Origin of the sequence: Pantoea sp. At-9b, from assembly GCF_000175935.2 — a bacterium.
Taxonomy (GTDB): domain Bacteria; phylum Pseudomonadota; class Gammaproteobacteria; order Enterobacterales; family Enterobacteriaceae; genus Pantoea.
Map to the genome: position 1 here is coordinate 458,737 of NC_014838.1, position 21,968 is coordinate 480,704.

17 protein-coding genes are annotated in these 21,968 nt (G+C 53.8%); 9 read left to right on the forward strand and 8 right to left on the reverse strand.

The window, feature by feature from the left end; genetic code table 11:
- Positions 1–34 precede the first annotated feature (34 nt).
- A complete protein-coding gene (locus PAT9B_RS22510) occupies positions 35–2,395 on the forward strand; it encodes a glucose/quinate/shikimate family membrane-bound PQQ-dependent dehydrogenase (protein WP_013511587.1) in 2,361 nt (786 codons plus the stop codon).
- 56 nt (positions 2,396–2,451) lie between these two features.
- On the opposite strand, the gene PAT9B_RS22515 is transcribed toward PAT9B_RS22510, so the two are convergent.
- The 3 genes from PAT9B_RS22515 to PAT9B_RS22525 are packed head-to-tail and all read right to left on the reverse strand — an operon-like array spanning position 2,452 to position 5,179.
- The gene (locus PAT9B_RS22515; protein ID WP_013511588.1) at positions 2,452–3,252 is read right to left on the reverse strand and encodes a pyrroline-5-carboxylate reductase; all 801 of its coding nucleotides are present in this window, start codon (positions 3,250–3,252) and stop codon (positions 2,452–2,454) included.
- Entirely contained in the window at positions 3,249–4,433 is a 1,185-nt protein-coding gene (locus PAT9B_RS22520) for a M20 aminoacylase family protein (RefSeq protein ID WP_013511589.1), read from the reverse strand. The genes PAT9B_RS22515 and PAT9B_RS22520 overlap by 4 nt, the downstream gene beginning before the upstream one ends.
- Before the next feature lie 44 nt (positions 4,434–4,477).
- Positions 4,478–5,179, reverse strand: a complete 702-nt coding sequence (locus PAT9B_RS22525; protein WP_041526108.1) for a GntR family transcriptional regulator — start codon at positions 5,177–5,179, stop codon at positions 4,478–4,480.
- Positions 5,180–5,665: 486 nt separating this feature from the next.
- Here PAT9B_RS22525 and PAT9B_RS22530 point away from each other — a divergent pair, with 486 nt between their 5' ends.
- Genes PAT9B_RS22530 through PAT9B_RS22555 form a run of 6 tightly spaced genes read left to right on the forward strand, consistent with a single transcriptional unit; the run spans position 5,666 to position 10,898 of the window.
- A complete protein-coding gene (locus PAT9B_RS22530; RefSeq protein ID WP_041526109.1) occupies positions 5,666–6,763 on the forward strand; it encodes an ABC transporter substrate-binding protein in 1,098 nt (365 codons plus the stop codon).
- 24 nt (positions 6,764–6,787) lie between these two features.
- Positions 6,788–7,681, forward strand: coding sequence for a branched-chain amino acid ABC transporter permease (locus tag PAT9B_RS22535; RefSeq protein ID WP_013511592.1), 894 nt, complete (start codon positions 6,788–6,790; stop codon positions 7,679–7,681).
- Positions 7,674–8,561, forward strand: a complete 888-nt coding sequence (locus PAT9B_RS22540) for a branched-chain amino acid ABC transporter permease (RefSeq protein ID WP_013511593.1) — start codon at positions 7,674–7,676, stop codon at positions 8,559–8,561. The genes PAT9B_RS22535 and PAT9B_RS22540 overlap by 8 nt, the downstream gene beginning before the upstream one ends.
- On the forward strand, positions 8,558–9,337 hold the full coding sequence (locus tag PAT9B_RS22545) for an ABC transporter ATP-binding protein (protein ID WP_013511594.1): 780 nt from the start codon (positions 8,558–8,560) through the stop codon (positions 9,335–9,337). The genes PAT9B_RS22540 and PAT9B_RS22545 overlap by 4 nt, the downstream gene beginning before the upstream one ends.
- Positions 9,334–10,053 carry an ABC transporter ATP-binding protein gene (locus PAT9B_RS22550; RefSeq protein WP_013511595.1) on the forward strand — a complete coding sequence of 240 codons (720 nt, stop codon included), beginning with the start codon at positions 9,334–9,336 and terminating at the stop codon, positions 10,051–10,053. The genes PAT9B_RS22545 and PAT9B_RS22550 overlap by 4 nt, the downstream gene beginning before the upstream one ends.
- Positions 10,050–10,898, forward strand: a complete 849-nt coding sequence (locus tag PAT9B_RS22555; protein WP_013511596.1) for a VOC family protein — start codon at positions 10,050–10,052, stop codon at positions 10,896–10,898. Before PAT9B_RS22550 ends, PAT9B_RS22555 begins: the two co-directional genes overlap by 4 nt.
- Before the next feature lie 35 nt (positions 10,899–10,933).
- On the opposite strand, the gene fliD is transcribed toward PAT9B_RS22555, so the two are convergent.
- The gene (gene fliD / locus PAT9B_RS22560; protein WP_013511597.1) at positions 10,934–12,346 is read right to left on the reverse strand and encodes a flagellar filament capping protein FliD; all 1,413 of its coding nucleotides are present in this window, start codon (positions 12,344–12,346) and stop codon (positions 10,934–10,936) included.
- Between the two features lie 283 nt (positions 12,347–12,629).
- Between fliD and PAT9B_RS22565 the strand changes: the two genes are divergently transcribed.
- Complete coding sequence (locus PAT9B_RS22565; RefSeq protein ID WP_013511599.1) at positions 12,630–13,148, forward strand: hypothetical protein; 519 nt, start codon at positions 12,630–12,632, stop codon at positions 13,146–13,148.
- A gap of 164 nt (positions 13,149–13,312) precedes the next feature.
- Here PAT9B_RS22565 and PAT9B_RS22570 read toward each other — a convergent pair whose 3' ends face one another.
- The 4 genes from PAT9B_RS22570 to malT all read right to left on the reverse strand — a co-directional run bounded on the left by PAT9B_RS22570 (position 13,313) and on the right by malT (position 19,298).
- The gene (locus PAT9B_RS22570; RefSeq protein ID WP_013511600.1) at positions 13,313–14,710 is read right to left on the reverse strand and encodes an ISNCY family transposase; all 1,398 of its coding nucleotides are present in this window, start codon (positions 14,708–14,710) and stop codon (positions 13,313–13,315) included.
- A gap of 297 nt (positions 14,711–15,007) precedes the next feature.
- Entirely contained in the window at positions 15,008–16,144 is a 1,137-nt protein-coding gene (locus PAT9B_RS22575) for an HlyD family secretion protein (RefSeq protein ID WP_013511601.1), read from the reverse strand.
- A 4-nt stretch (positions 16,145–16,148) separates the two neighbouring features.
- Positions 16,149–16,472 (reverse strand): DUF3302 domain-containing protein, encoded by a 324-nt coding sequence (locus PAT9B_RS22580; protein ID WP_013511602.1) that lies wholly within the window; start codon positions 16,470–16,472, stop codon positions 16,149–16,151.
- A 123-nt stretch (positions 16,473–16,595) separates the two neighbouring features.
- Complete coding sequence (gene malT, locus PAT9B_RS22585; protein WP_013511603.1) at positions 16,596–19,298, reverse strand: HTH-type transcriptional regulator MalT; 2,703 nt, start codon at positions 19,296–19,298, stop codon at positions 16,596–16,598.
- A 276-nt stretch (positions 19,299–19,574) separates the two neighbouring features.
- Between malT and malP the strand changes: the two genes are divergently transcribed.
- Positions 19,575–21,962 carry a maltodextrin phosphorylase gene (gene malP, locus PAT9B_RS22590; RefSeq protein WP_013511604.1) on the forward strand — a complete coding sequence of 796 codons (2,388 nt, stop codon included), beginning with the start codon at positions 19,575–19,577 and terminating at the stop codon, positions 21,960–21,962.
- The last annotated feature ends 6 nt before the right edge of the window (positions 21,963–21,968 follow it).

Sequence of the window (21,968 nt, forward strand, 5' to 3'; positions counted from 1 at the left end):
CAGTTGTCACATTTTTTCCTTCAAGGTTAATAAAATGTCACGGGCTTCCCGAATTCTAAATTTGTTAACGCTACTCTTTTCAGTGGTTTGCGCTGCATGGCTGCTGATTGGTGGTGTCTGGCTGCTGTCGCTGGGCGGCAGTGCTTATTACCTCATTAGCGGTCTGGCAATGGCAGCCTTTAGCTGGCTGTTGTTGAAAAGAAAGCGCACTGCGCTTTACCTCTACGCCGCGATTCTGTTTTTTACCGCTATCTGGGCCTGGCATGAAGCCGGGAGCGATTACTGGACGCTGGTTCCGCGTCTGGATATCTGGGTGTTGCTGGGTATCTGGTTAATCCTGCCGTTCAGTTATCGCCAGTTCCCCGTGAGCAACAAGAAACCGTTAGGAGCAATGCTGGTCGCGTTGCTGGTTAACGTTGTATTGTTGGCCGGTTCCGCGCTGCACGATCCACAGGAAATCAACGGCGAGCTGCCACTGACTGATCACGCCCCGGCCACCTCTACGGTTCCGGCGGAAGACTGGTCAGCCTATGGTCGTACCCAGGAAGGGGTGCGTTACTCGCCGCTGCAACAGATCAATGAACACAACGTCAAAGACCTTCAGGTGGCGTGGCAGTTCGAAACGGGTGACCACAAAACGGCGAACGACCCGGGCGAGATCACCAATGAAGTGACCCCGCTAAAAGTCGGCAACATGCTGTACCTGTGCACACCGCACCAAATCCTGATTGCCCTCGATGCTGCCAGCGGTAAAGAGAAGTGGCGTTTTGATCCACAGTTAAAATCAGACCCAACTTTCCAGCACATCACCTGCCGTGGCGTGTCTTACCACGAGATGCCGACAGTTGCTGCGGAGAATGCCAGCCAGCCTGCCATTTGTGCCCGTCGTATCTTCCTGCCGGTTGATGATGGCCGTCTGTTCGCACTGGATGCACAGAGCGGTGAACGTTGCCAGAGCTTTGCCAATAACGGCGAACTGAATCTGCAACATCAGCAGCCAAACGCCTATCCGGGCGGCTATGAGCCGACATCTCCGCCGATCGTTACCGATAATGTGGTTATTGTCGCCGGTTCGGTCACCGATAACCTCTCCACCCGTGAACCTTCCGGTGTGATCCGTGGATTCGATATCAATAGCGGCAAATTGGTATGGGCTTTTGATCCCGGTGCTAAAGATCCGAATGCATTGCCTGCCGACGGTGAAACCTTTACGGCCAACTCGCCGAACTCCTGGGCTCCGGCCGCTTATGATGCCAAACGTGACATCATCTATCTGCCGATGGGCGTGTCCACGCCGGATATCTGGGGTGGCAACCGCACTGCGGAGCAGGAACGTTTTGCCAGCGGCCTGTTAGCGCTGCATGCATCAACCGGTAAACTCGCCTGGTTCTATCAGACGGTGCACCACGATCTGTGGGATATGGATCTGCCGTCACAACCGACGCTGGCAGATATCACCGATAAACAAGGTAACAGCGTGCCGGTGGTGTACGTTCCGGCGAAAACCGGCAACATCTTCGTCCTGAACCGTGAAACCGGTAAACCGGTAGTACCGGCCCCGGAAACCCCGGTGCCGCAAGGCCCGGCGCAGGGTGACCATCTGAACCCGACCCAGCCGTTCTCGGAACTGACCTTCCGTCCGCAGCAGAAGTTGCAAGGCAAGGATATGTGGGGCGCGACCATGTTTGACCAACTGGTGTGCCGCGTCATGTTCCATCGTCTGCGTTATGAAGGCCCGTTCACTCCGCCGTCTGAGCAGGGCACGCTGGTGTTCCCGGGTGATTTTGGCATGTTTGAATGGGGTGGCATTGCGGTGGATACCGATCGTCAGATCGCGCTTGCCAACCCGATGGCGATGCCGTTCATCTCCAAACTGATCCCGCGTGGACCGGGTAACCCGATCGAACCCGGTGCGGACGGCGCTGCCGGTTCCGGTTCTGAGTCGGGCGTGCAGCATATGTATGGCGTGCCTTATGGTGTGGAGCTTAATCCGTTCCTGTCACCGTTCGGTCTGCCTTGCCTGCAACCGTCATGGGGCTTCGTTTCGGCGATCAATCTGCAAAATCACCAGATTGTCTGGAAAAAACGTATCGGTACGGTACGTGACAGCGCTCCGGTACCGCTGCCATTCAAAATGGGGGTACCGATGTTAGGTGGCCCGGTAACCACCGCAGGCAATGTGTTCTTTGTCGCGGGTACGCTGGATAACTACCTGCGTGCTTACAGCGTGCGTGATGGCAAATTGCTCTGGCAGGCGCGTTTGCCCGCCGGTGGTCAAGCCACGCCAATGACCTATGCTGTCGATGGTAAGCAATACGTAGTGATTATGGCGGGCGGGCATGGCTCGTTTGGCACCAAACTGGGTGATTATGTGATTGCCTATAAACTGCCGTAAGCGTTAGATCGGCAGATCGCGCCCCCGTCGGGTTTCTCGGCGGGGGCGTTTTTATATTAATTGCCCGATAACTCAGTCGTGCGGCGCAGCGCGGCGAGTACGCTTTGCTGCAATCCGGCGGCAAAATCACTCTTGTTCAATTCATAGATCCCGTTGATACCCACGCCCCCGGGTGAGTTATTGATATCCATTAGCTGGCGCGGGTGGCATTGCTTAAGCTTCAGCATTTCAACCGCACCGATCAGGTTTTCGTACACCGCTTGGGTGGATTGTGTACGGGTTAATCCGGCCAGCACTCCCGCATCTGCCAGCGATTCAATAAAGTAATAAACGTAATTGATCCCGGCGACGGCGAACGCGGTAAAGGCATCGATCAGCCGTTCCTCCAACAGCATCACCTTACCGAAACTCTCCAGAAACGGCAGCAGCGGGGCGCGTTCAACGTGTGGGTTAAACGCCACACCACTGAATCCCAGTCCGGTGTCGGTCAGCGTATTCGGAATGATGCGGGCGATTGGGCGGGTATCCCCCAGCAGGGCAGCTAACTTCTCCAGCGTCACCCCGGCGATAATCGAGATCACGGTGGCATTGGGGGAGGCATATTGGTTAATGATCGCCGCTACCGCTGCCAGATCATCCTGGGGACGCACTCCCAGAACGATATACTGCGCCGCACTCAGTGCCGCGCTTTCTGATAAGTCATCATTCAGATGATAGCGTTGGCGCAGCAAGGCGATCCGCGCAGGATCGATGTCTGATAGCGTGACCTCTCCGGCAGCGATAGTGTGACGTTGTAACGCAGCACGAATAATTGCCTCAGCCATCTGTCCGGCACCGAAAAAATGAATGTGGCTCATTGATTGCTCTCCTGGTCAGAAACACTGCAAGGTAATGACCGTTCCACCAGCGTGACCCACAAACCGATTCCGGGGGCGATCAGGTCATCATTAAAGTCGTATTCCGGGCTGTGCAGCGAGGCAGAAGGCGTTGCGCCATCGCACCCCAGCCATAGATAGGCCCCCGGACATGCCTGTAATAAATACGCGAAATCTTCAGCCGCCATCGAAGGGGCCGGATTGTCATCTACCCGTACCATCCCGGGCGTCATCCGTGCGGCATCACGCAGTACACCCGCTGGTGCAGCATGATTTTGGGTGACCGGGTAGCCAAACTCCCAGGTAACAGTGCCGCTCACGCCTGTCACCAACGGGACATGGCGTGCGTATTCGTCAATCAACTGCCAGCAGCGTTCGCGCGTTGCGGTGCTGAGGCAACGCAAGGTGCCGGAGAGTGTCAACGTTTGTGGAATGACGTTAATCGCTTCGCCCGCCTGAATTTGTGTCACGCTGATAACGCATTGTTCCAGCGGCGAAAGACGCCGGGTAGCTATGGTTTGTAAGGCCAGCACCAGTTGCGAAGCGGCCACAATCGGGTCTGCTCCTCGCTCTGGCATGGCAGCGTGACAGCCTTTGCCGGTGAGGGTAATGGTGAAGTTATCCTGTGACGCCATCATCACACCCGGGCCGACAGCACATGCGCCTAGCGGTAATCCTGGCCAGTTATGCAGGCCAAACACCGATTGCATCGGAAAGCGGTGAAACAGACCCTCTTCAATCATCAGCCGCCCACCTCCGGCGTTCTCTTCTGCGGGCTGGAAGATAAAATAGACGGTGCCGCTAAACTGCCGGGTTTGTGCCAGATGACAGGCAGCACCGAGTAAAATCGCGCTATGTCCATCATGACCACAGGCGTGCATGACTCCGGCATGGTGAGATTGCCAGTCGCAGCCGGTCTGTTCCTGCATCGGCAGCGCATCAATATCCGCGCGTAAACCGATCGCCGGGCCGGGACCGGTATGCAGCACGGCCACCATACCGGTCCCGGCGATCCCGGTATGAACCTCCAGCCCGAATTCACGCAATAAGGCGGCGATTTTTTCTGATGTTTTAAATTCCTGTAAACCAATTTCCGGGATGCGATGCAATTCCCGCCGCCAGTCAATAGCCTGACGTACTAATTTCTGAGAAATCATTCCCATAACACCCCGTAATATTAAATAATCAACCGTGCGGAATATAACGGTTAAAGGCTCAGATATATCCTTGCTAATCCTTCTTTTGTCACGGCAACCGCATGTTCCGCACTGAGAGAAATATGTTGTTCCATTAAACCTACGCCTTTTTCAATATCACGCGCGCGCAGGGCGGCAATAATTTCCACATGTTCATCATAAGCATTATTGCGCCGTACCGGTGCTTCCAGATCGATACGGCGAAAAAAACGACTCAGGGCGTTTAAGCTCTCCAGCATTTCGTAGAGTCGGGTGTTGCGGGCAATGCGGGCAATTTCCATATGAAATTGCTCGTCAACCCGGGCAATGTGTGACCAGTAAGCCGCATCCTGCAATTCGGGAGGATGAATTGTCACGTTCTCCCAGATTGCGGTAGTGCGCGCAATATCCTCATCGCTGGCACGCAGGCAGGCAAAGCGAAACGTCGATTGCTCAATCACCATGCGCACCTCATACAACTCGCGCACACCGTCTGGTGTCAGGTCACGTGAGTAGAAACCACGGTTTGGCACGAAGTTCATAAAACCTTCCTGCGCGAGTCGGTTCAGCGCCTCACGCACCGGGGTACGCGAGACACCAAGGTGCGCGGCCAACTCCACTTCGTTGACACGTTCTCCAGGACGAAATTGGTAGTCGATAGCCAGCAGTTTGACTTTCTCGTACACCTTTTCCACGCTATCGGCGCTGCGAATTTTCTTTTTTGCGATGACCAATGATTCCCCCTGCATGTCCGCTGTCTTCGCACTATTTTAAATTGTTAGCACAGTGCAGGACGGTAACTCAACAATTAAATGCATACACTTCTGTGTGCACCAGCTTAGACAATCCTGTTCTATTTAATCCGCATCGGTTGTGCTTATTTGCACCATAAAGTGACAGCGCTGCACCAAAATAGCATCAAGTGTATTCACTTGTGTATTTAGTTGTTTTTCTCAGCTCTGATTCATCGCTTGCGACACACAATTTTTCCATCGTTTTCCGCTTTGTATTTATTGGACATTTTCTCATCACCCCATCGGGGTCTGGCGTGATCCTTCCGCGTATGGCACAGCCTTTGCTTAATACACAAGTGTATGCACTTATGCATTGACTTTGTTTCACCTCGCCAACATCAGGGTCCCCTTGTGGGATAAACACCGGCCTCAGAGCCGGAACACATTGAAAACTGGAGAAAGACCATGAAACGTCATTTGATTCAGATGTTCCCCCTTACGGCTGTTACAGGTGTTTTATTGTCACTGGCGTCACACAGCGTGCTGGCAGATGTCACGCTCGGGGCGATTCTTCCGCTAACCGGCACCAGCGCCAGCATTGGCGAGGATCAACGTCGCGGAATCGAACTGGCGGTGGAGCAGCTCAACGCCCACGGCGGCGTGAATGGTGAAAAATTGCAGGTGATTGTGGAGGACTCGGCGGGCAGTCCGGTCACCGGTCTGAATGCGGTGCGTAAACTTACCCAGGTGAATAAGGTGCCGCTGGTTGTCGGCGACTTCTCGTCCAGTGTGACCATCCCGGTCGGACAGTATCTGGTGAAAAACCACCTGCTGCATATCAACATCTCCGGCACCAGCGCCGATATCCGTCACGTCGGGAAAACCTCATGGAGCGTGATCGGCCTTGATGATCTCTCGGCCCGTTTCTCGGCAGAAGATGTACGCAAGCTCGGTTATAGCAAAGTGGCCTTTGTCGCACCCGATGGCGCTTATGGCCAGGGGATGGCGCAGCAATTCACTAAAGCCTTTGAAGCCGCAGGCGGCAAAGTGGTGGCGAAGGTGCTTTACACCAGCGGGCAACCCTCTTATCGCCGCGAGTTGGAGCAGATCTCCCGCGCCCATCCTCAGGCCTATGTCTACACCAGCTACGGTCAGGATGCGATTGTACTGAACCGTGAGGCCTGGGAGCTCGGTCTGCACAGCACGCCGTGGTATGGCATGTATCTGACCATGGCAATCGCGGATTCTCCGGCGCAGTACACTAACGGCCAACTGGGCATGGAGGTAGGTGGTGCCAGCGGTAATCAGGCCGCCGATAACTACAACCAACAATATCAGGCGCAGTTTAAAGAGAAGCCGCGATCCGTTTACGGCAGCTATGCCTATGACAGCATCATGTTAGCGGCCGCGGCCATGCAGCAGGCACACAGCAGTACACCGGCAGCCATGATCACCGCCATGCAAACCGTGGCTCCCACCTTTAGCGGTCTGACCGGCAAACTCAATCTCGATAGTGATAATCAACGCCAGAGCCAACCGTATCTTAATGTGAAAGCACAGAACGGCGAACTGGTGGCGCGTTAACTCTTTTGATGGCAGGAAAACGCTATGTTGTCGTTTATTCTCGATACATTGATGCGCACAGCAGATTTATCGTTGGTCGCGCTGGGCTTGAGTCTGGTCTATGGACTGGTGCGCTTTGCCAATATCGCCCACATGCAATATGCCATGACCGGGGCGTTTCTGACGGCGGGCGGATTGCAACTCGGTATGCCGTTGCTGCTGGCGATGTTGTTGTCGGCGCTGCTGTGCGGGACGCTCTCCGTGGTGCTGCATCATTGGGTATTTCAGCCGCTACTGAAGAGTGGTACAGCCAATGCAATGATCGGTTCACTGGCGGTGTCGATGGTGGTGATTGCTGTGATGTTAGGGGCCGAGGGATCGGCACCTGTCAGCTTTAACCTGCCGCTGGGCAGCATGTGGACTCTCGCTGGGGCGCGGATATCCAGCGACCGCTTGTTCAGCCTGGTGACGACGCTGGTGTTGATCCTCGTGTTTGCCCTGGTGCTATTTACTACGCCTCAGGGGCGAGCGGTGCGCGCGCTTGCCAGCAATCGCGAACTGGCAGCGGCCTCCGGCCTGAATGCCAGCGCTATTGTCCACACCGTCAATTTGGTGGCCGGGATGCTCGCCAGCTTGGGCGGTTCGATGATGGCGATGCAGGGCAGTGCTTATATTAATCAGGGCAACGACCTGATGCTACCCGTACTGGCAGCAGCCATCCTCGGCGGGTTGGGTAACCCGCTGGGTGCGGTGTTCGGCGCGTTACTGATCGCCATGACAGAAACGCTGATCACCAATGTCGATTTTGGCAGCCTGATCAACGGCGAAATGGCCTTTGTGCCGGTCACCTGGGTCAACGCTTGTTCGTTTGTCATGCTGCTGCTGGCACTCTGGCTGCGTCCTTATGGCCTGTTCAATCGCGAGGTGCGACGTGTCTGACTTTCTCCTCAATATCTTTTGCCTGGCAGGCATCTACGCGGTCATTGCGCTGGCGTTGAATCTGCAAGCGGGCTATGCCGGATTGCTCAACTTTGGTCATATTGCGTTCGTAGGGATGGGGGCCTATGCCGTCGCACTCAGCAGTCAGTTTGGCTGGTCACTTTGGCTGGCCTTACCGCTGGGTATGATCGCGGCGATGTTGGTGAGCCTGCTAATGGCAACACTGGGCCGCCAGCTGGCGGCGGATTACTGGGGAATCGCCACCCTGGCGTTAGCCGAGATCATCCGTATCGCTATCACCAATGAAGATCAGTATACCGGGGGAGCGCAGGGGATTGGCGCTATCAGCGCCCCCTGGGCCAGCGGTGTGCAAAGTCAGGATGGGCTGATTTTTGGCGTAGTGATCGTGTTGGCGGTGGTGCTGAGTATTCTGGTCTCGGTGCGTCTGGCTAACAGCCGTTTTGGCCGGGCGCTGCGCTTGATGCGCGAGCAACCACAACTGGCTGTCTGCATGGGATACGCACTGCCGTGGCTGAAATGTCGCGCTCTGATGTGCAGCGCGGTGATGTGCAGCCTCGCCGGAATGCTGCTGGCTTGGTACACCAACTACGCCAGCCCGGATTACCTGTTGTCATCAGAAACCTTTCTGATTTGGAGCATGGTGATGATCGGCGGTTTGGGCAATGTGCGCGGTGTTCTGCTGGGGGTGTTGGTTGTGGAGGCGCTATACAACCTGATTCCGTTTGCTAAAGACTACTTACACTTCAGCGCAGATCTGACGGGTGCCTTGCGACTCGGACTGGTCGGTATCACCTTGCTGCTCTGCCTGTTGTTGCGTCCGGCCGGTCTGCTACCAGAAAAACTGAGGGTTTTATCATGATGCCCATTTTGCAGGTCAATGATCTGAGTAAAGCCTTTGGCGGGAATAAGGTACTGACCTCGGTGAGCTTTACTCTCGGCAGCGGCGAGATTCTCGGTTTGCTGGGTCCCAATGGTTCAGGCAAAAGCACCTTACTTAACACCATCTCGGGTTTCGCTCCTGCCGACAGCGGTAGTATCCATTTTGCCGGGCAGGCGATAGACCGTCAGCCGACGCATCGGATTATCGCGGCCGGTATCGCCCGTACTTTTCAGTTACCGGCAATGCCGGAAAAAATGACGGTGCTGGAAGTGGTGATGGCCGCCGGAACTCGTGCACATGGTTTGTGGAGTGGGCTGCTGGCATGGCGCAGTGCGCGCCAGATCGAACAACAGGATAAGCAAAAAGCGCGGCATTTGCTGGAGGTGATGTTGCTGACCAGGGTGCAGGATTTGCCCGCCGCTGCCTTGTCGGGCGGCCAGAAAAAGTTGCTGGGGATTGCCTGTGCGCTGATGGGGGATCCGCAGGTACTGATGCTGGATGAACCCATGGCTGGCGTCCATCCCCATTTGCGGCAGCAATTGGTGGAGACGTTGCAGCGCCTCTCCTCACAGGGCATCGCGTTGCTGGTGATTGAGCATGACATGCATTTTATCGCCAGCCTGTGTCAGCGCTGTATCGTGTTAGATCGCGGACAGATCGTCGCCAGTTGCCGACCGGATGAACTGGCAAACAATCAACAGGTGCTGGAGGCGTATCTGGGCCACGGCACGGCATCATTAAGGGAAGCCGTATGATTACGCTGAACGAAGTGGTCGCGGGCTACACGCCCGGTATTGATATCCTGCACGGTATTTCGTTGCAGGTGCACGACTGCGAGATTGTGACCTTGCTCGGTCCTAACGGCTGCGGCAAATCAACGTTGCTTAAAACCATCGCCGGTTTTCTCGCGCCGCGCAGTGGCAGCATTCTGATCAATGGGCGGGAGACCGGTAATATTCCCGCCCATCGTAAAGTTCGGGACTGTGCGCTGGGGTTTGTGCCACAGCTAAATAATGTATTCAACAACCTAACCGTTGCGGAAAATTTGCAAACCGGTGGGCAGTTTCTCGCACCGGAGCAACGTCGCCAGCGGATGGCCGCGCTGGCCGAAACCTATCCGGTACTAAAACTGAAGTGGCGTATGGCGGCTTCGGCGCTATCCGGCGGTGAGCGGCAGATTCTGGCGTTGGCACGCGCCCTGATGCCGTCCCCCCAGGTACTGTTGCTGGATGAACCTTCGGCGGGATTATCGCCAAAGATGTTGGGTGAGGTATTCCGCGCCATTCAGACCATTCGGCGGCAGGAGAAAGTCACCGTGTTGATGGTAGAGCAAAATGCCATCGAAGCGTTGCATATCTCGGATCGTGCTTGGGTGCTGGCATTGGGAAAAGTCGCCATGAGCGGCGAAGCGCAGGCGTTGCTGAATGATCCGCGTATGCGTGAACTCTACTTTGGAGGGCGAGCGGCATGACATCGTCACTCACTCCACGCTTTGATCACGCAGTCATCAATGTGGATGACCAGCTCGACCGGGCCTGTGAACGCTTTACCCGCATGGGGTTCCAGCTACTGGCGCGCGGGCATCACACCCTGGGCTCCAGTAATCATCTGGCGATTTTTGGTGAAAACTATCTGGAATTGCTGGGTTATGAACCTACACGTGCTGCCGGTAGCCGGGGACTGTGGCAAGTAACCATTGGTCTGGCAGGGCTGGTGTGGAAAACGGCGGATGCCCATGCGGCCTGGCGGGTACTCAAAGCGCTCCAACTGGATGGTGAGCCGCCAACCCTGTTTTCGCGCGAGGTGACATTGCCGGATGGCGAGCATTGCGATGCCCGTTTTTGTATCACCCGTTTACGCGCCAGCGCGGTGGAAGGCGGCTTCAGTTTTTTTTGCCAGCATCTGACTCCGCAGGCAGTTTGGCAACCGGCGTGGCAGCAACATCCTAACGGTGTGCAGAACATTACCGAGTTTGTGCTCGCGGCTGAGAATCCCGGTGCAGGTATCGCGCTCTATGCAAAACTGTTTGCCAGCGAACCGGTGTTGGATGACAGCGGGGCGGGTTATAGATTGCAGGGCGGTCGGACACGTATTCGGGTGATCACGCCAGCGCAGGTCAAACAGGAGTTTGGTCTTACCATTAACGCGGCCGAAACCCGTATGGTGGCGCTGGTCTTTAGTGTGGCAAGCTTGTCAGTGTTACAGGCTTGTCTTGATCATGGCGACATTCCTTTTGAGGTCAGGGGGGATGACATATTAGTCAGCGCGGAAGCCTCTGGTTATTTGCCGCTGGTGTTTCGTCAGGCTGAACAATAATCGTGATGCGGCCCGTATAACGGGCCGCATACGCATTACTTATTGTTACTGCTCTGCATATTTTCGAACTGTGTGGTGAGGTAAGTGCTGGTACTGTTTAATGCATTAAGCATGGTATCCAGATGGGTAAATTGGCTTTTATAACGGGCAATCGTATTGTCTATTTTTTTGCTGGCATTGTTATATTGGTCAGTTAGCGCGTTCAGCTTTTTACTGATACTGTCCGTCGCCCCCTGAAGCACACCTTTGCTGGTCAGCATGGCTGCCAGACCCGTTGCCAGTCCGGTCGCAACCCCGGTTTTTTTGCCGTCACCCGCAAAGATATCCCGCACGGCTTCCGGCGTGGCAGACAAGGCAGTGCTCAATTTGTCGCTATCCAGCCTGAGTTTGCCATTCTGTGGATCGGTGGTGATACCTGCCTGAGTTAAGGTTTTAAAGGTTGCCGAACCTGAACCATTGGCCAGAATCCCTTTCAGTTGCGTCTGAATAATACGCAGCGTGCTATCACCCAATAAGGCACCATTTTTGGTATCCTGATCCTGACCCGCATCGACCGGCGTATATTTGGTCAGATTACTGAACGTATCCTGAAGCGAATTGTAGGCATTGACCCAATCGGTAATGGCGGTTTTTGCTTTAGAACTGTCGCTGCTAAGGGTGAGGGTTTGATTGCCGGTCGTCTCATCATTCAGCCTTAGCGTGACCCCCTCAACCGCGTCAGTGATGACATTACTACTGCTTTCAATACTGACGTTGTTAATGCTGAGAAGGGCATTGCGAGCCTCAACGTTCTGCGTCATTCCCTGGCTTGTTACTGCCGAGTCGTAGCCAATAAAGCCCTGTAAGGTATCATCACCCGTCACCTCGATGCCTTTCACTGCATGGCCGGTGCCGGTCTCAGTGGCCGTCAGAGCGAGACGATACTCTTTATCAGAAACCCGAATCAGACTCGCGCTGATACCGGCGTTGGCCTTATTAATGCTATCGCGCAGAGCAGACAGCGATGTCTGATCTTTGCTTAACGTTATGCTGTGTTCTTTACCGTCCTCCATGTGAATTTTGAGCGTCCGGCTGTCAGCATCGCTGCCGACGGGCGCTTTCAAATCATTCTTCGCCGCACTGGTTAACGTTTGCGATCGTGCCAGTTGTGTCACACTAATGGTGTACTTCCCGGGGATCGCATTGCCGTTCGAGTCAGCACTAAACGCCGTGGTGGTGCTGGTTGCACTGGTCTGGGTATATAGCCCCGTTTCCTGCAATTTACTGTTGGCGGTTTGAAAACTCTGGATGGCCGTTTTCAATGTCCCGTAACCCGACAGTTTGGCTGTCGCTGCGGTTTGTTGCTTTGAAATCGGCGTTAAAACTTGCTTCTCGGCGCTAGTCAACTTGTCGAGAATTTCATCCAGTTTTAAACCAGAACCGATGCCTAACGTTGAAATCCCTACCATTTACCTTCCTCCTGTTAATATCTTATTACATTTACTGTATCAGTCATTACAGTAGCAGGAGATCTTATGATCGATATGCTTACGCAATCCTTACATAAGGCAGCGTTTTTACCGGCTTATGCCGTGATGAAAGGGAGTGTTGCTCAAAATTTGAACAGATGAGTCAAGTGCGAAGGGCGTTATGCTGTTGAAATTGGGCTATGCTTGATTGCAGTAAGCCTTCGCGTTCAATCACGCCACGGATAGAGTGGCGGCTTCCTCTCTCATTAAATTGGATATTAAAATGCTTAAAATAATAATCCGGTTTTTAGGATCGAGTTTACTCATTGTGATTTTTTGCTGTCAGGCCAGCGAAATAAACCTCTACTCAATCAATACCGGGTCTTTTGTTTACCATCTGACTGGAAATCACGGGCAATACACTGAAAATTTTGAAAACAATTTCTTCTCCGTTGAGCGTAAGCTCTCGGAAGACTCGAAATATAGCGTGCTGCTCGGCACCATGAAAAACAGCTTTGATGACCGCTGCCTTGCAATGGGCGTGCGAAGGGACTGGGCATCGTGGGACAACGGCTGGGTTTTCAAAGGCGTCTATGGCTATACCGGCGAGTTCTTTTTCGACGCATTTAAAAACTGCGGCGATCATGGTTCTTATCATGATTTTAAAAAGGCGACCGGGATTGGTTTCTCACCTTATATTTATCATGGCTTTCAATATAACTTCACGTCTTACTTTGGCATCGAAACAGGCATTATTATTCCGAGCGTTTTCGTTATTACGGTGCAATGGAGTTTTAGATGATGTTACAGCCGGGGGGCGCGATTATCTGAGGGGCACAACATAACAGTCCAGGAAAACATCCGCATCTCGAAAAGTGACATTATCAAATGTGACTCTCAGTAAATGTCTGGGCTGTTTATGAAGGTCCGCTTCCCGGCTCAATTAACATGTCCGCATCTTCAACTTCAGCGTTTGCCGAATATCTTTTCGCTCTGCGTCTGCAGTTCCACAAGAGCCTCCAGGACATCATCCTGACTGAGGCTACGCTGGCTCTTTTTACCGGGCTGTTTCTTTCTCCGTGATTCTTCACCATCCAGAGAAGGAAGCGCCTGTGAACGGGTGTTGTCACGTTTGTCCTGGACCAGCTTTATCATCTGCAGAGCACGTCCCAGCCGCTTGTTATCCACGATAGCTCCCTGGTCCAGTTCTCCCAGCCGGTCGTAAGTGATAAAGGGCAGGGAAGTGCCATTTGCCCGGAGTTCCACCGTGCCGTCCGGGTACTGCCAGACATCAATGTACTTACCCTGACAACGCCGATTTTCTTCTTTATCTTCAATCAGATAAACCATTTTATCGTACTGTAATGTCAGGTTTTTTGAGACCTTACGTTGTTCCCGCCAGGTGAAGATTTCCTCCAGGTCTTCATCCGTTTCCAGTGGCCGGTGAACATCAAATTCGTGCCGGGGAGCCTTTGCAAAACGCCGGTTGTAATCGGCGATGAACTCATCAGCGAAGGCATTGGCCGCTTCCGGTGTGTTGATTTCGCGCAGGCGCAGCTCTTTAACGAGTCGGTCCTGCAGCGTCAGATGGGCGCGCTCTACGCGTCCTTTGGCTGAACTGCTGTTCGCACAGATGCCGGTAATGTTGAGTTCGTTCATGGCGCGACCGAACTGCGTATGACCATCGCCGCCAGTAGTTTGTTTGTTGTTGATGCGGAATACGCTGGCCTTGTCGCTGTAAAAAGCCAGCGGCTTGCCGTGCTGTTCAAGATAACTGCGGGTGGCTTCAAAGTAGGTGAATGTTGACTCGCTGGCGACAAAACGCAGCTGCATCAGACGGCTGGTCGCGTCATCGACGTAGACCAGCAGCGTGCAGGCCGGGCCGCGTTCTTCGAACCAGTGATGGTCAGAGCCATCAATCTGGATGAGTTCTCCCGTGCAGGCTCTGCGGGCACGGGGCTGATGTATCCGCGGTGCTCTCAGCTTGCGGGGGATCCACAGTCCGGCCTGGGTCATCAGCTTACGCACGGTCTCTTTGGCAAGGCGGATCCCATGCAGCTCAGCCAGCTTCTCGCAGGCCAGTGTCGGGCCAAAATCGGCGTATCGTTCGCGGATGGTTTTTACAGCTGCCTCTGCAAGCCCCGGCATCAGCTGTCGGTTGCCACGCTGACCACGGCGCTTGTTAGCGAGTGCGAGCGGGCCATGCTGACGGTAACGCTCCAGAAGGCGGCGGCAGTGACGCGTCGAAATGTTCAGTCTCATCGCGGCCAGGCGGGTTGTCAGGCGTCTGTCGATCACGTCCTGAATGATCCTGAGTCGGTTAACTTCTTCCATTGAGAAAAACTCCGTTCCATATGCTGTCATCTGTCTCATCCTAAGTTCAGTTAGCATCCGAATGAGACTATAAAGCGGACCTGTCTATTTAGACCGAGGCGGACATCCCAATTTAGCCATTACAGTAAAAATACGCATAATCATGATTATGTTAAATTGCATGTCCGACTAACCACGCAATACCATCCCCTCCGGTAGCGGCGCGATTTATCGCGCGGTTCTGACGCCGGTGCTGAGAAACCCGCGCGATAAATCGCGCCGCTACGTGAAAACTCACCACCATTCACCCTGCGTGTCTCGCAGAATTCACGTAGCGACGTCGGTATGTTAATGGTCAAGATAAAGATAATGCATCCAACTGGTCATGCGCAGCAGTACCTTGCGCATCACTGATACATGCGTAAAGTGATCCGAATACACAGCCACCTGAGCAAAGATACCATCGGGTAATGCATCGACATCCGCGTTGGGTTGCAGATCTATCACCGCCAGAACACCATCAGAGCCAGGCGTGATGGTCAGCGATTGCAGCGTTCCTTGCGCTTGATAACTCCCGCCCGGTACCACCGGAAGAATGCTGATTAATTTTCCGGGAAACACTTGCCCCGGCAGCGCCGTGAATACCACTTCGGCTTCATCGCCCGCTTTGAGGCGCAGCAATGAATTCTGTCTGAACTGGGCGATGATTTGCCGTTTCTGTTCCGGGATAAATATCATCACCGGGCGTAGCGGCAAGGCGGCGGCATAGGTGCCCGGGCGGATCAATACCTGGGTAACGTAGCCATCACTGGGGGCGCGTACCACCGTTTGGTCAAGGTTATATTGCGCTTCAGCCAGCTGCGCGCGCAGGCTGACAATTTGTGATTGTTCCCCATTTACGGTGCTATCGAGTTGGCTTTTAATTTGCGCCTGTTCCGCCACCGAACTTTTTACCAGCGCATCCTGCGCCAAATAATTTTGCCGGGCATTATCAATATCACTTTCAGAAAAAGGATTGACCCTGGCTTTGCTTCCCTGCAAATAACGCTGATAGTCTTTTAATAAGCGGTCCCGTTCTGCTGACACATTAGTGGTATTAGCAATCGCTTCATCCAGTTGACTTTTCAATGTCTGAATATGCGCAATGGCCGTTGCCAAATCGGCCTTTAACCTGTCAACCCGTGCCTGATAACGTGTGTCGTCCAGACGAAAAAGCATCTCGCCCTGTTTAATTTCTCTATTTTGCTGATTGGTAACTTCTTTAACGATACCGGTTACCTGTGGGGTAATGGGAATAGATATCACCGCTTTTTGTGCCAGCGCCGTGTAGGGATGATTATAATTCATCAACAAAATAAGCGCGCCAACCAGAAACACGCCACCCAAGGCGGCTGTTGGTACGGTCCATTTATTAACGGGTATTTTAAAAATCTTAAAAATGGCCCACGCAAAGGCAACATAAGTCAAAATAATCAGTAAATCCATACGATTACTCCGTAGGAGGACCGTTAGTTATGCCCTGTTTTCGTTCCAGTTCGGCGACGCGAAATTTGAGTTGTTCCAGCGAATCATGTTGACTTTGCATGCCCCAGCCACGTTCAGGGCGATACAGGGTGGCCCATATCCATAAGAATGGCCAGATGATATGTAAGGTAAAAAGACTGACCCAACCGGCTACATGTATCGCGTCTGCATGGGGATGATTACGTGATTTTGCAATAAGATAAGGAATATCATGCAGGATAATAATCCCGTAGAAAATAATCAGGAAGACAAAGATAAGAACGCCCAGTGCGAAGTAATTTAGAAACATATCTGCCTCGATATGAACTCGCCTGGTAATAAATATAGACGCTGGATATAGGCTGAGAAAGCCGGGCCATAAAAAAATCACGCGCTACGCTTATTATTGGCCCTGGCCTTCACACAGTCAATGTCAAACATACCCCATCATTCTTAACATTGATTGCGCCTGATTCACCGCCTGAGATCGATGTGATACCCCTAACTTTTGATACAAATTTCGAATGTGCGTTTTAATGGTAGTCGCCGCAATATCCAGCTCACCGGCAATCTGTTCATTACTGTATCCAGAATAGATCAGCCCCAATACTTGCCATTCGCGTTGTGTTAACGGACTGGTGCGGATCAGCTCCGGCACATCCGGATGGTTTAATAACCGGCTGACAAAACCCTCGTCAAAATGGGCAAATTTGTGCCGATGGTGTTTATTCAGTTCATCGAGGATACGGCGCGCCCGATGATTATCCAGTTCATCCAGAATGTTGAGCTGAAGCAGTTGACGCAGCTGTTGCGCCATCATCTCGCCCTCAATCACAAAGTGGCTGACAAAACCGGTGCTGCGCGCCAGTTTCAGGGCTTCAATCAATGTGCGCTGCGCGTCGACCTTACGATCGGTTTGCCAGTAGATTTGATTCATCAGCAACAAATTACGGTTTAAATCGCTCATTAACCGTAAGGCACGGGCATTGTCATTCAGTTCATCCAGCACCACTTCGGCCTGCGTCATATTGCCCAGCAGGATCTGAGCGCGCGCCACGTTGCGCCACTGGCCTTGCAGGAAATGATTATTGGCAAATGCGGGTTTCGCCGTCTGACGCATCCAGGAATGGGCGCTTTGCTTATCCCCGATCATTTGCCAGTAAATCACCCGTACTTCATCCGCATTGGCGATCCAGTCGCTGTGCCAGTTACCGTTGTTGAGTAAGTTTTCCAGCCGATTCAGATGGCTACGCGCATTGTCGAGATTCCCGCGAGCCAGTGAACATTGCACCAACAGACCCAGGCACTGGATTTGTTGCTGTTGCTGATAGCCTTTCAACACCTTAATACCGGCCCGCGCTGCCTGTTCCGCCTCCTCTAACCTGCCCCATGCCCACATCAGCTGGGCGCGGATGCGTAGCAGGAATTCATGTAAGGGGAATTGTGCCAGGTGCTGTTCATTCACCAGTACAAATGCCCGCTCCTGTGTCTCGTAAGCGCCTTGTAAAAAGCCCTGCGCAAACAGGATTTCGCTCTGCTGGATCAGACTCCACAACGCGTAGTGCCAGGTTTCATCCCGCCGCGCCATCTGTTCGGTCTGGCGCATGAGCTTGAGTGAATTCACCAGGTCGCCCTTGCAATGCATCACCTCACCCAGCACCGAGGTGGCAACAATACGGCTGTAGTAACAACTGTCAGGCAGGCTTGCCAACGCCAGCATTGCCAGATGTTCGGCTTCCTCGGCGTTGCCATTGTTGATAGTGACCTGAGCGCGGACGGCGTTGAATTCCCCGCGTAACGCGTCGTCAATATCGCTACAGCATGCCTCTTCAAAGCGCGCCAGCAGGCTGTTGACCTCATAAAACCGGTGCTGACTTTGCATCAGCCACGCCTGTAATAACACCAGGCGCGGGTTTTCCAGTAGCGTCTCCCAGGGCAATGTTTTGAGTGAGGCCTCCAGTAATGTTAACTCGCTCTGGTTAAATAAAGTCCAGGCATGGACCAGCAGCACATCACGCAACATACCGGCATCACCTGAAGCAAGCGCATGATGGATCGCTTCACGCGGAAAACCCTGCGCCATCCAGCTTTGCGCAGCAGCGCGATGGATGGCGGGCAACTCTGTGGCGAGTTCCCACTGACAACGCAGGCGCAAAAAGCTGCCAAACAGGGGATGATAACTAAACCATTGCCCGGAATTATCCATCCGCTGTAAAAAAAGCCCTTGCCGCTCAATCTCCTCCAGTCGCATCTGCCCGTTCTCTTCGCCGGTGACGCAAGTGATCAGGGCATCGTTCATCGAGCGTAGCAAGGCGCTTTTCAGCAGAAAATGGCGAGTAGCAACGTCAACGTTATCGAGTACCTCCTCCACCAGGTAATCGGAAAGATGGCTGGCGTTGATGCCGGAGAGACGCCGCGCGGAGACCTGCGCAGAACTGGCCCCCTGACGCGCGGAAAGCGCGATTAACTGCAAGGCGGTGGCCCAACCGGCCACGTCATCACACAACTGGTTGCTCTCTTCGCTGGCCAGCGGTGCCGTCAGACGACCATCAAAAAACTGCTTCGCCTCCTGATGGGTAAAGGCCAGCTGTTGGCTGGTCAGTTCAATCAATTGTTCGCGTACCCGCAGGTTGGCGATCCCCAGTTGCGGTAAATTACGTGACAACAGAATAACCGTCAGGTTATCCGGCTGATGACGTAAAAAGAAACGCATCGCTTCATGAATGGCCGGATTAGTAATGTGATGATAATCATCGATAATCAGCCACAGCGGTTGCTGCCACTCCGTCACCTCAATAAACAATTGTGCGAATAAGGTATTGAGCGTCATGTACTGGCGCTTCTGCGCCAGTTGTTCGCTGCGCGGGCAGCCCCCTTGCGTGGCTTGTTGCAGAGCAGCAATCAGATAATCGGCAAACGGTTCGGGATGATTATCGCCCTCGTCCAGTGAATACCAACCCAGATGAGTTTTATCCGCCGCCCATTGTGAAACCAGCGTGGTTTTACCGTAGCCAGCCGGGCTGGTCACCAACACCAGCCGATAGTTACCGGCTGCGGTGAGTTTTTGCAGAAGACGGTCGCGCGTTACGGTGCTTTCCATGCGGACAGGGCGACTGAGTTTCGAGGGTATTAACATAGGCGCATGCATCTCCCTTACATTTAGCGATTATTTTTACGCTTCGAAATTATTATTCACACAACTTCAATTATTCGTGGAACGATTGCAAGCAAACTCATTAAGTAATCTTTACAAAAGCGGCAGTTATCACATTCCTGGCCCGGTTTCAGATTCCCCTCACCCTCTCCACCCCACTTATCCTCCCTGGTGAATTTACCGCAGGAGGAGGAGCGAGCCGTCACCGACAGGCACACTGACGGACAGATATTCTTCGCTCTTACAGGACATCCGGTTATGACACAGCTATTTGATCATGCACGTTTTATCACCTCTCTGACGCGCCAGTGGCAGCGTTTTGGCCTTGACGATCCGCGCGATATGACACCGCATCAATGGTGGCAAGCCCTGAGCGGCGCGCTGGCCGACAGGGTGGCTGACCAGCCTGCTCCACCCGCCCCTACGCCGCAACGTCACGTTAACTACCTCTCAATGGAATTTCTGATTGGCCGCCTGACTGGCAACAACCTGTTGAACCTCGGATGGTATGACGCGGTTAACGATGCGTTGAAGACATGGGACATCAGCCTCAGTGACGTGCTGGAGTGCGAAACCGATCCCGCCCTCGGCAACGGCGGGCTTGGCCGTCTGGCGGCTTGTTTTCTCGACTCCATGGCCACCGTCGGGCAACCGGCGATTGGCTATGGCCTGAATTATCAATACGGCCTGTTTCGTCAGCGTTTCGTCGATGGACAACAACATGAATTGCCGGATGACTGGCAGCGCGATCGCTATCCGTGGTTTAACCATAATGCAGCGCTGAACGTCACGGTTGGCCTGGGTGGCAAGGTGATCAATGGCCGTTGGGAACCGGCATTTCTGTTGCAGGGCGAAGCCTGGGATCTGCCGGTGGTGGGCTACCAAAATGGCGTAACGCAGCCACTGCGTCTGTGGCAGGCAAGGCACGCGCAGCCTTTCGACCTGCAACGTTTTAACGATGGTGACTTTTTGCGTGCGGAGCAGTCGGGCATTGATGCCGAGAAGCTAACCAAAGTGCTCTACCCCAATGACAACCATACGGCGGGCAAAAAGCTGCGTCTGATGCAGCAATATTTTCAGTGTGCCTGTTCGCTGGCGGATATTTTGCGCCGCCATCATCAGGCCGGTCGCGCCATCGCCACCTTGCCGGATCATGAGGTGATTCAACTAAATGACACTCATCCGACGCTGGCCATTCCCGAGCTGATGCGTCTGTTGCTGGACGAGCATCAGATGGATTGGGATCAGGCATGGCATATCACCCAACGCACCTTTGCCTACACCAACCATACCCTGATGCCGGAAGCGCTGGAGTGCTGGGATGTGCGTATGGTACGCGCCCTGCTGCCACGTCATATGATGATCATTACTACCCTCAATGCGCAGTTGAAAAAACAGGTGGAAGCCCGCTGGCCGGGTGATGACGCGTGCTGGGCAAAGCTGGCGCTGGTACATAACAACCAACTGCGTATGGCAAACCTGTGCGTGGTGGGTGGTTTTGCGGTGAACGGCGTGGCGGCGATGCATTCCCAACTGGTGGTACAGGATCTGTTTCCTGAATACCACACGTTGTGGCCGGAGAAATTTCATAACGTTACCAACGGCATCACCCCGCGCCGTTGGATCAATCAGTGCAACCCGGCGCTGGCGGGGTTGATCAGCGACACGTTGCAACAACCCTGGATCAACAACCTCGATGCGTTGCAGGGGCTGGAAGCTTTTGCCGCTGATGCGGCGTTCCGCGCCAACTATCGCGCCATCAAGCAGCGCAATAAAGTTGCGCTGGCAGATTGGATTTTGGCACGCACCGGCATCGCGATTAATCCTGAAGCGATGTTTGATGTACAGATTAAGCGTCTGCATGAATACAAACGCCAACATCTGACGTTGCTGCATATCATTGCGCTGTGGCAGACGCTGGTCAGCGATCCACAGGCAAATCTGGCCCCGCGCGTGGTGTTGTTCGGTGCCAAAGCGGCGCCAGGCTATGCACTGGCGAAAAACATCATTTACGCCATCAACCAGGTGGCTCAGGTCATCAACCAGGATCCGCGCGTCGGCAATCGTCTGAAGGTGGTGTTTATCCCGGACTACAACATTTCGGTGGCCGAGCGCCTGATCCCAGCGGCCGATCTTTCCGAGCAAATCTCCACCGCCGGGAAAGAGGCGTCTGGCACCGGCAATATGAAGCTGGCGCTGAACGGTGCACTGACCATTGGCACGCTTGATGGGGCTAATGTTGAGATTGCGCAGCAGGTGGGCAGCGAGAATATTTTTATCTTTGGTCATACCGTTGAGCAGGTTAACGCGTTAAAAGCGCAGGGTTACGCCCCCGCAGTGTGGCGTAAAAAGGATCCGCAGCTCGATCAGGTGTTAAAAGCCCTTGAGGACGGTACGTTCAGTGCAGGAGATACCAACGCCTTTAGCGCGCTGCTGCACAGCCTCGGCGCACAAGGCGGCGATCCGTATCTGGTACTGGCAGACTTCCGCCATTACCTGAAAGCGCAGGAACAGGCGGAAGCACTGTGGGCCGATCAGGATGCCTGGACGCGCGCCGCCATTCTTAACACAGCACGTTGCGGGATGTTCAGCTCCGATCGGTCGATCCGCGATTATCAGCAACGTATCTGGCAGGCCGCACGCTGAGGAAAT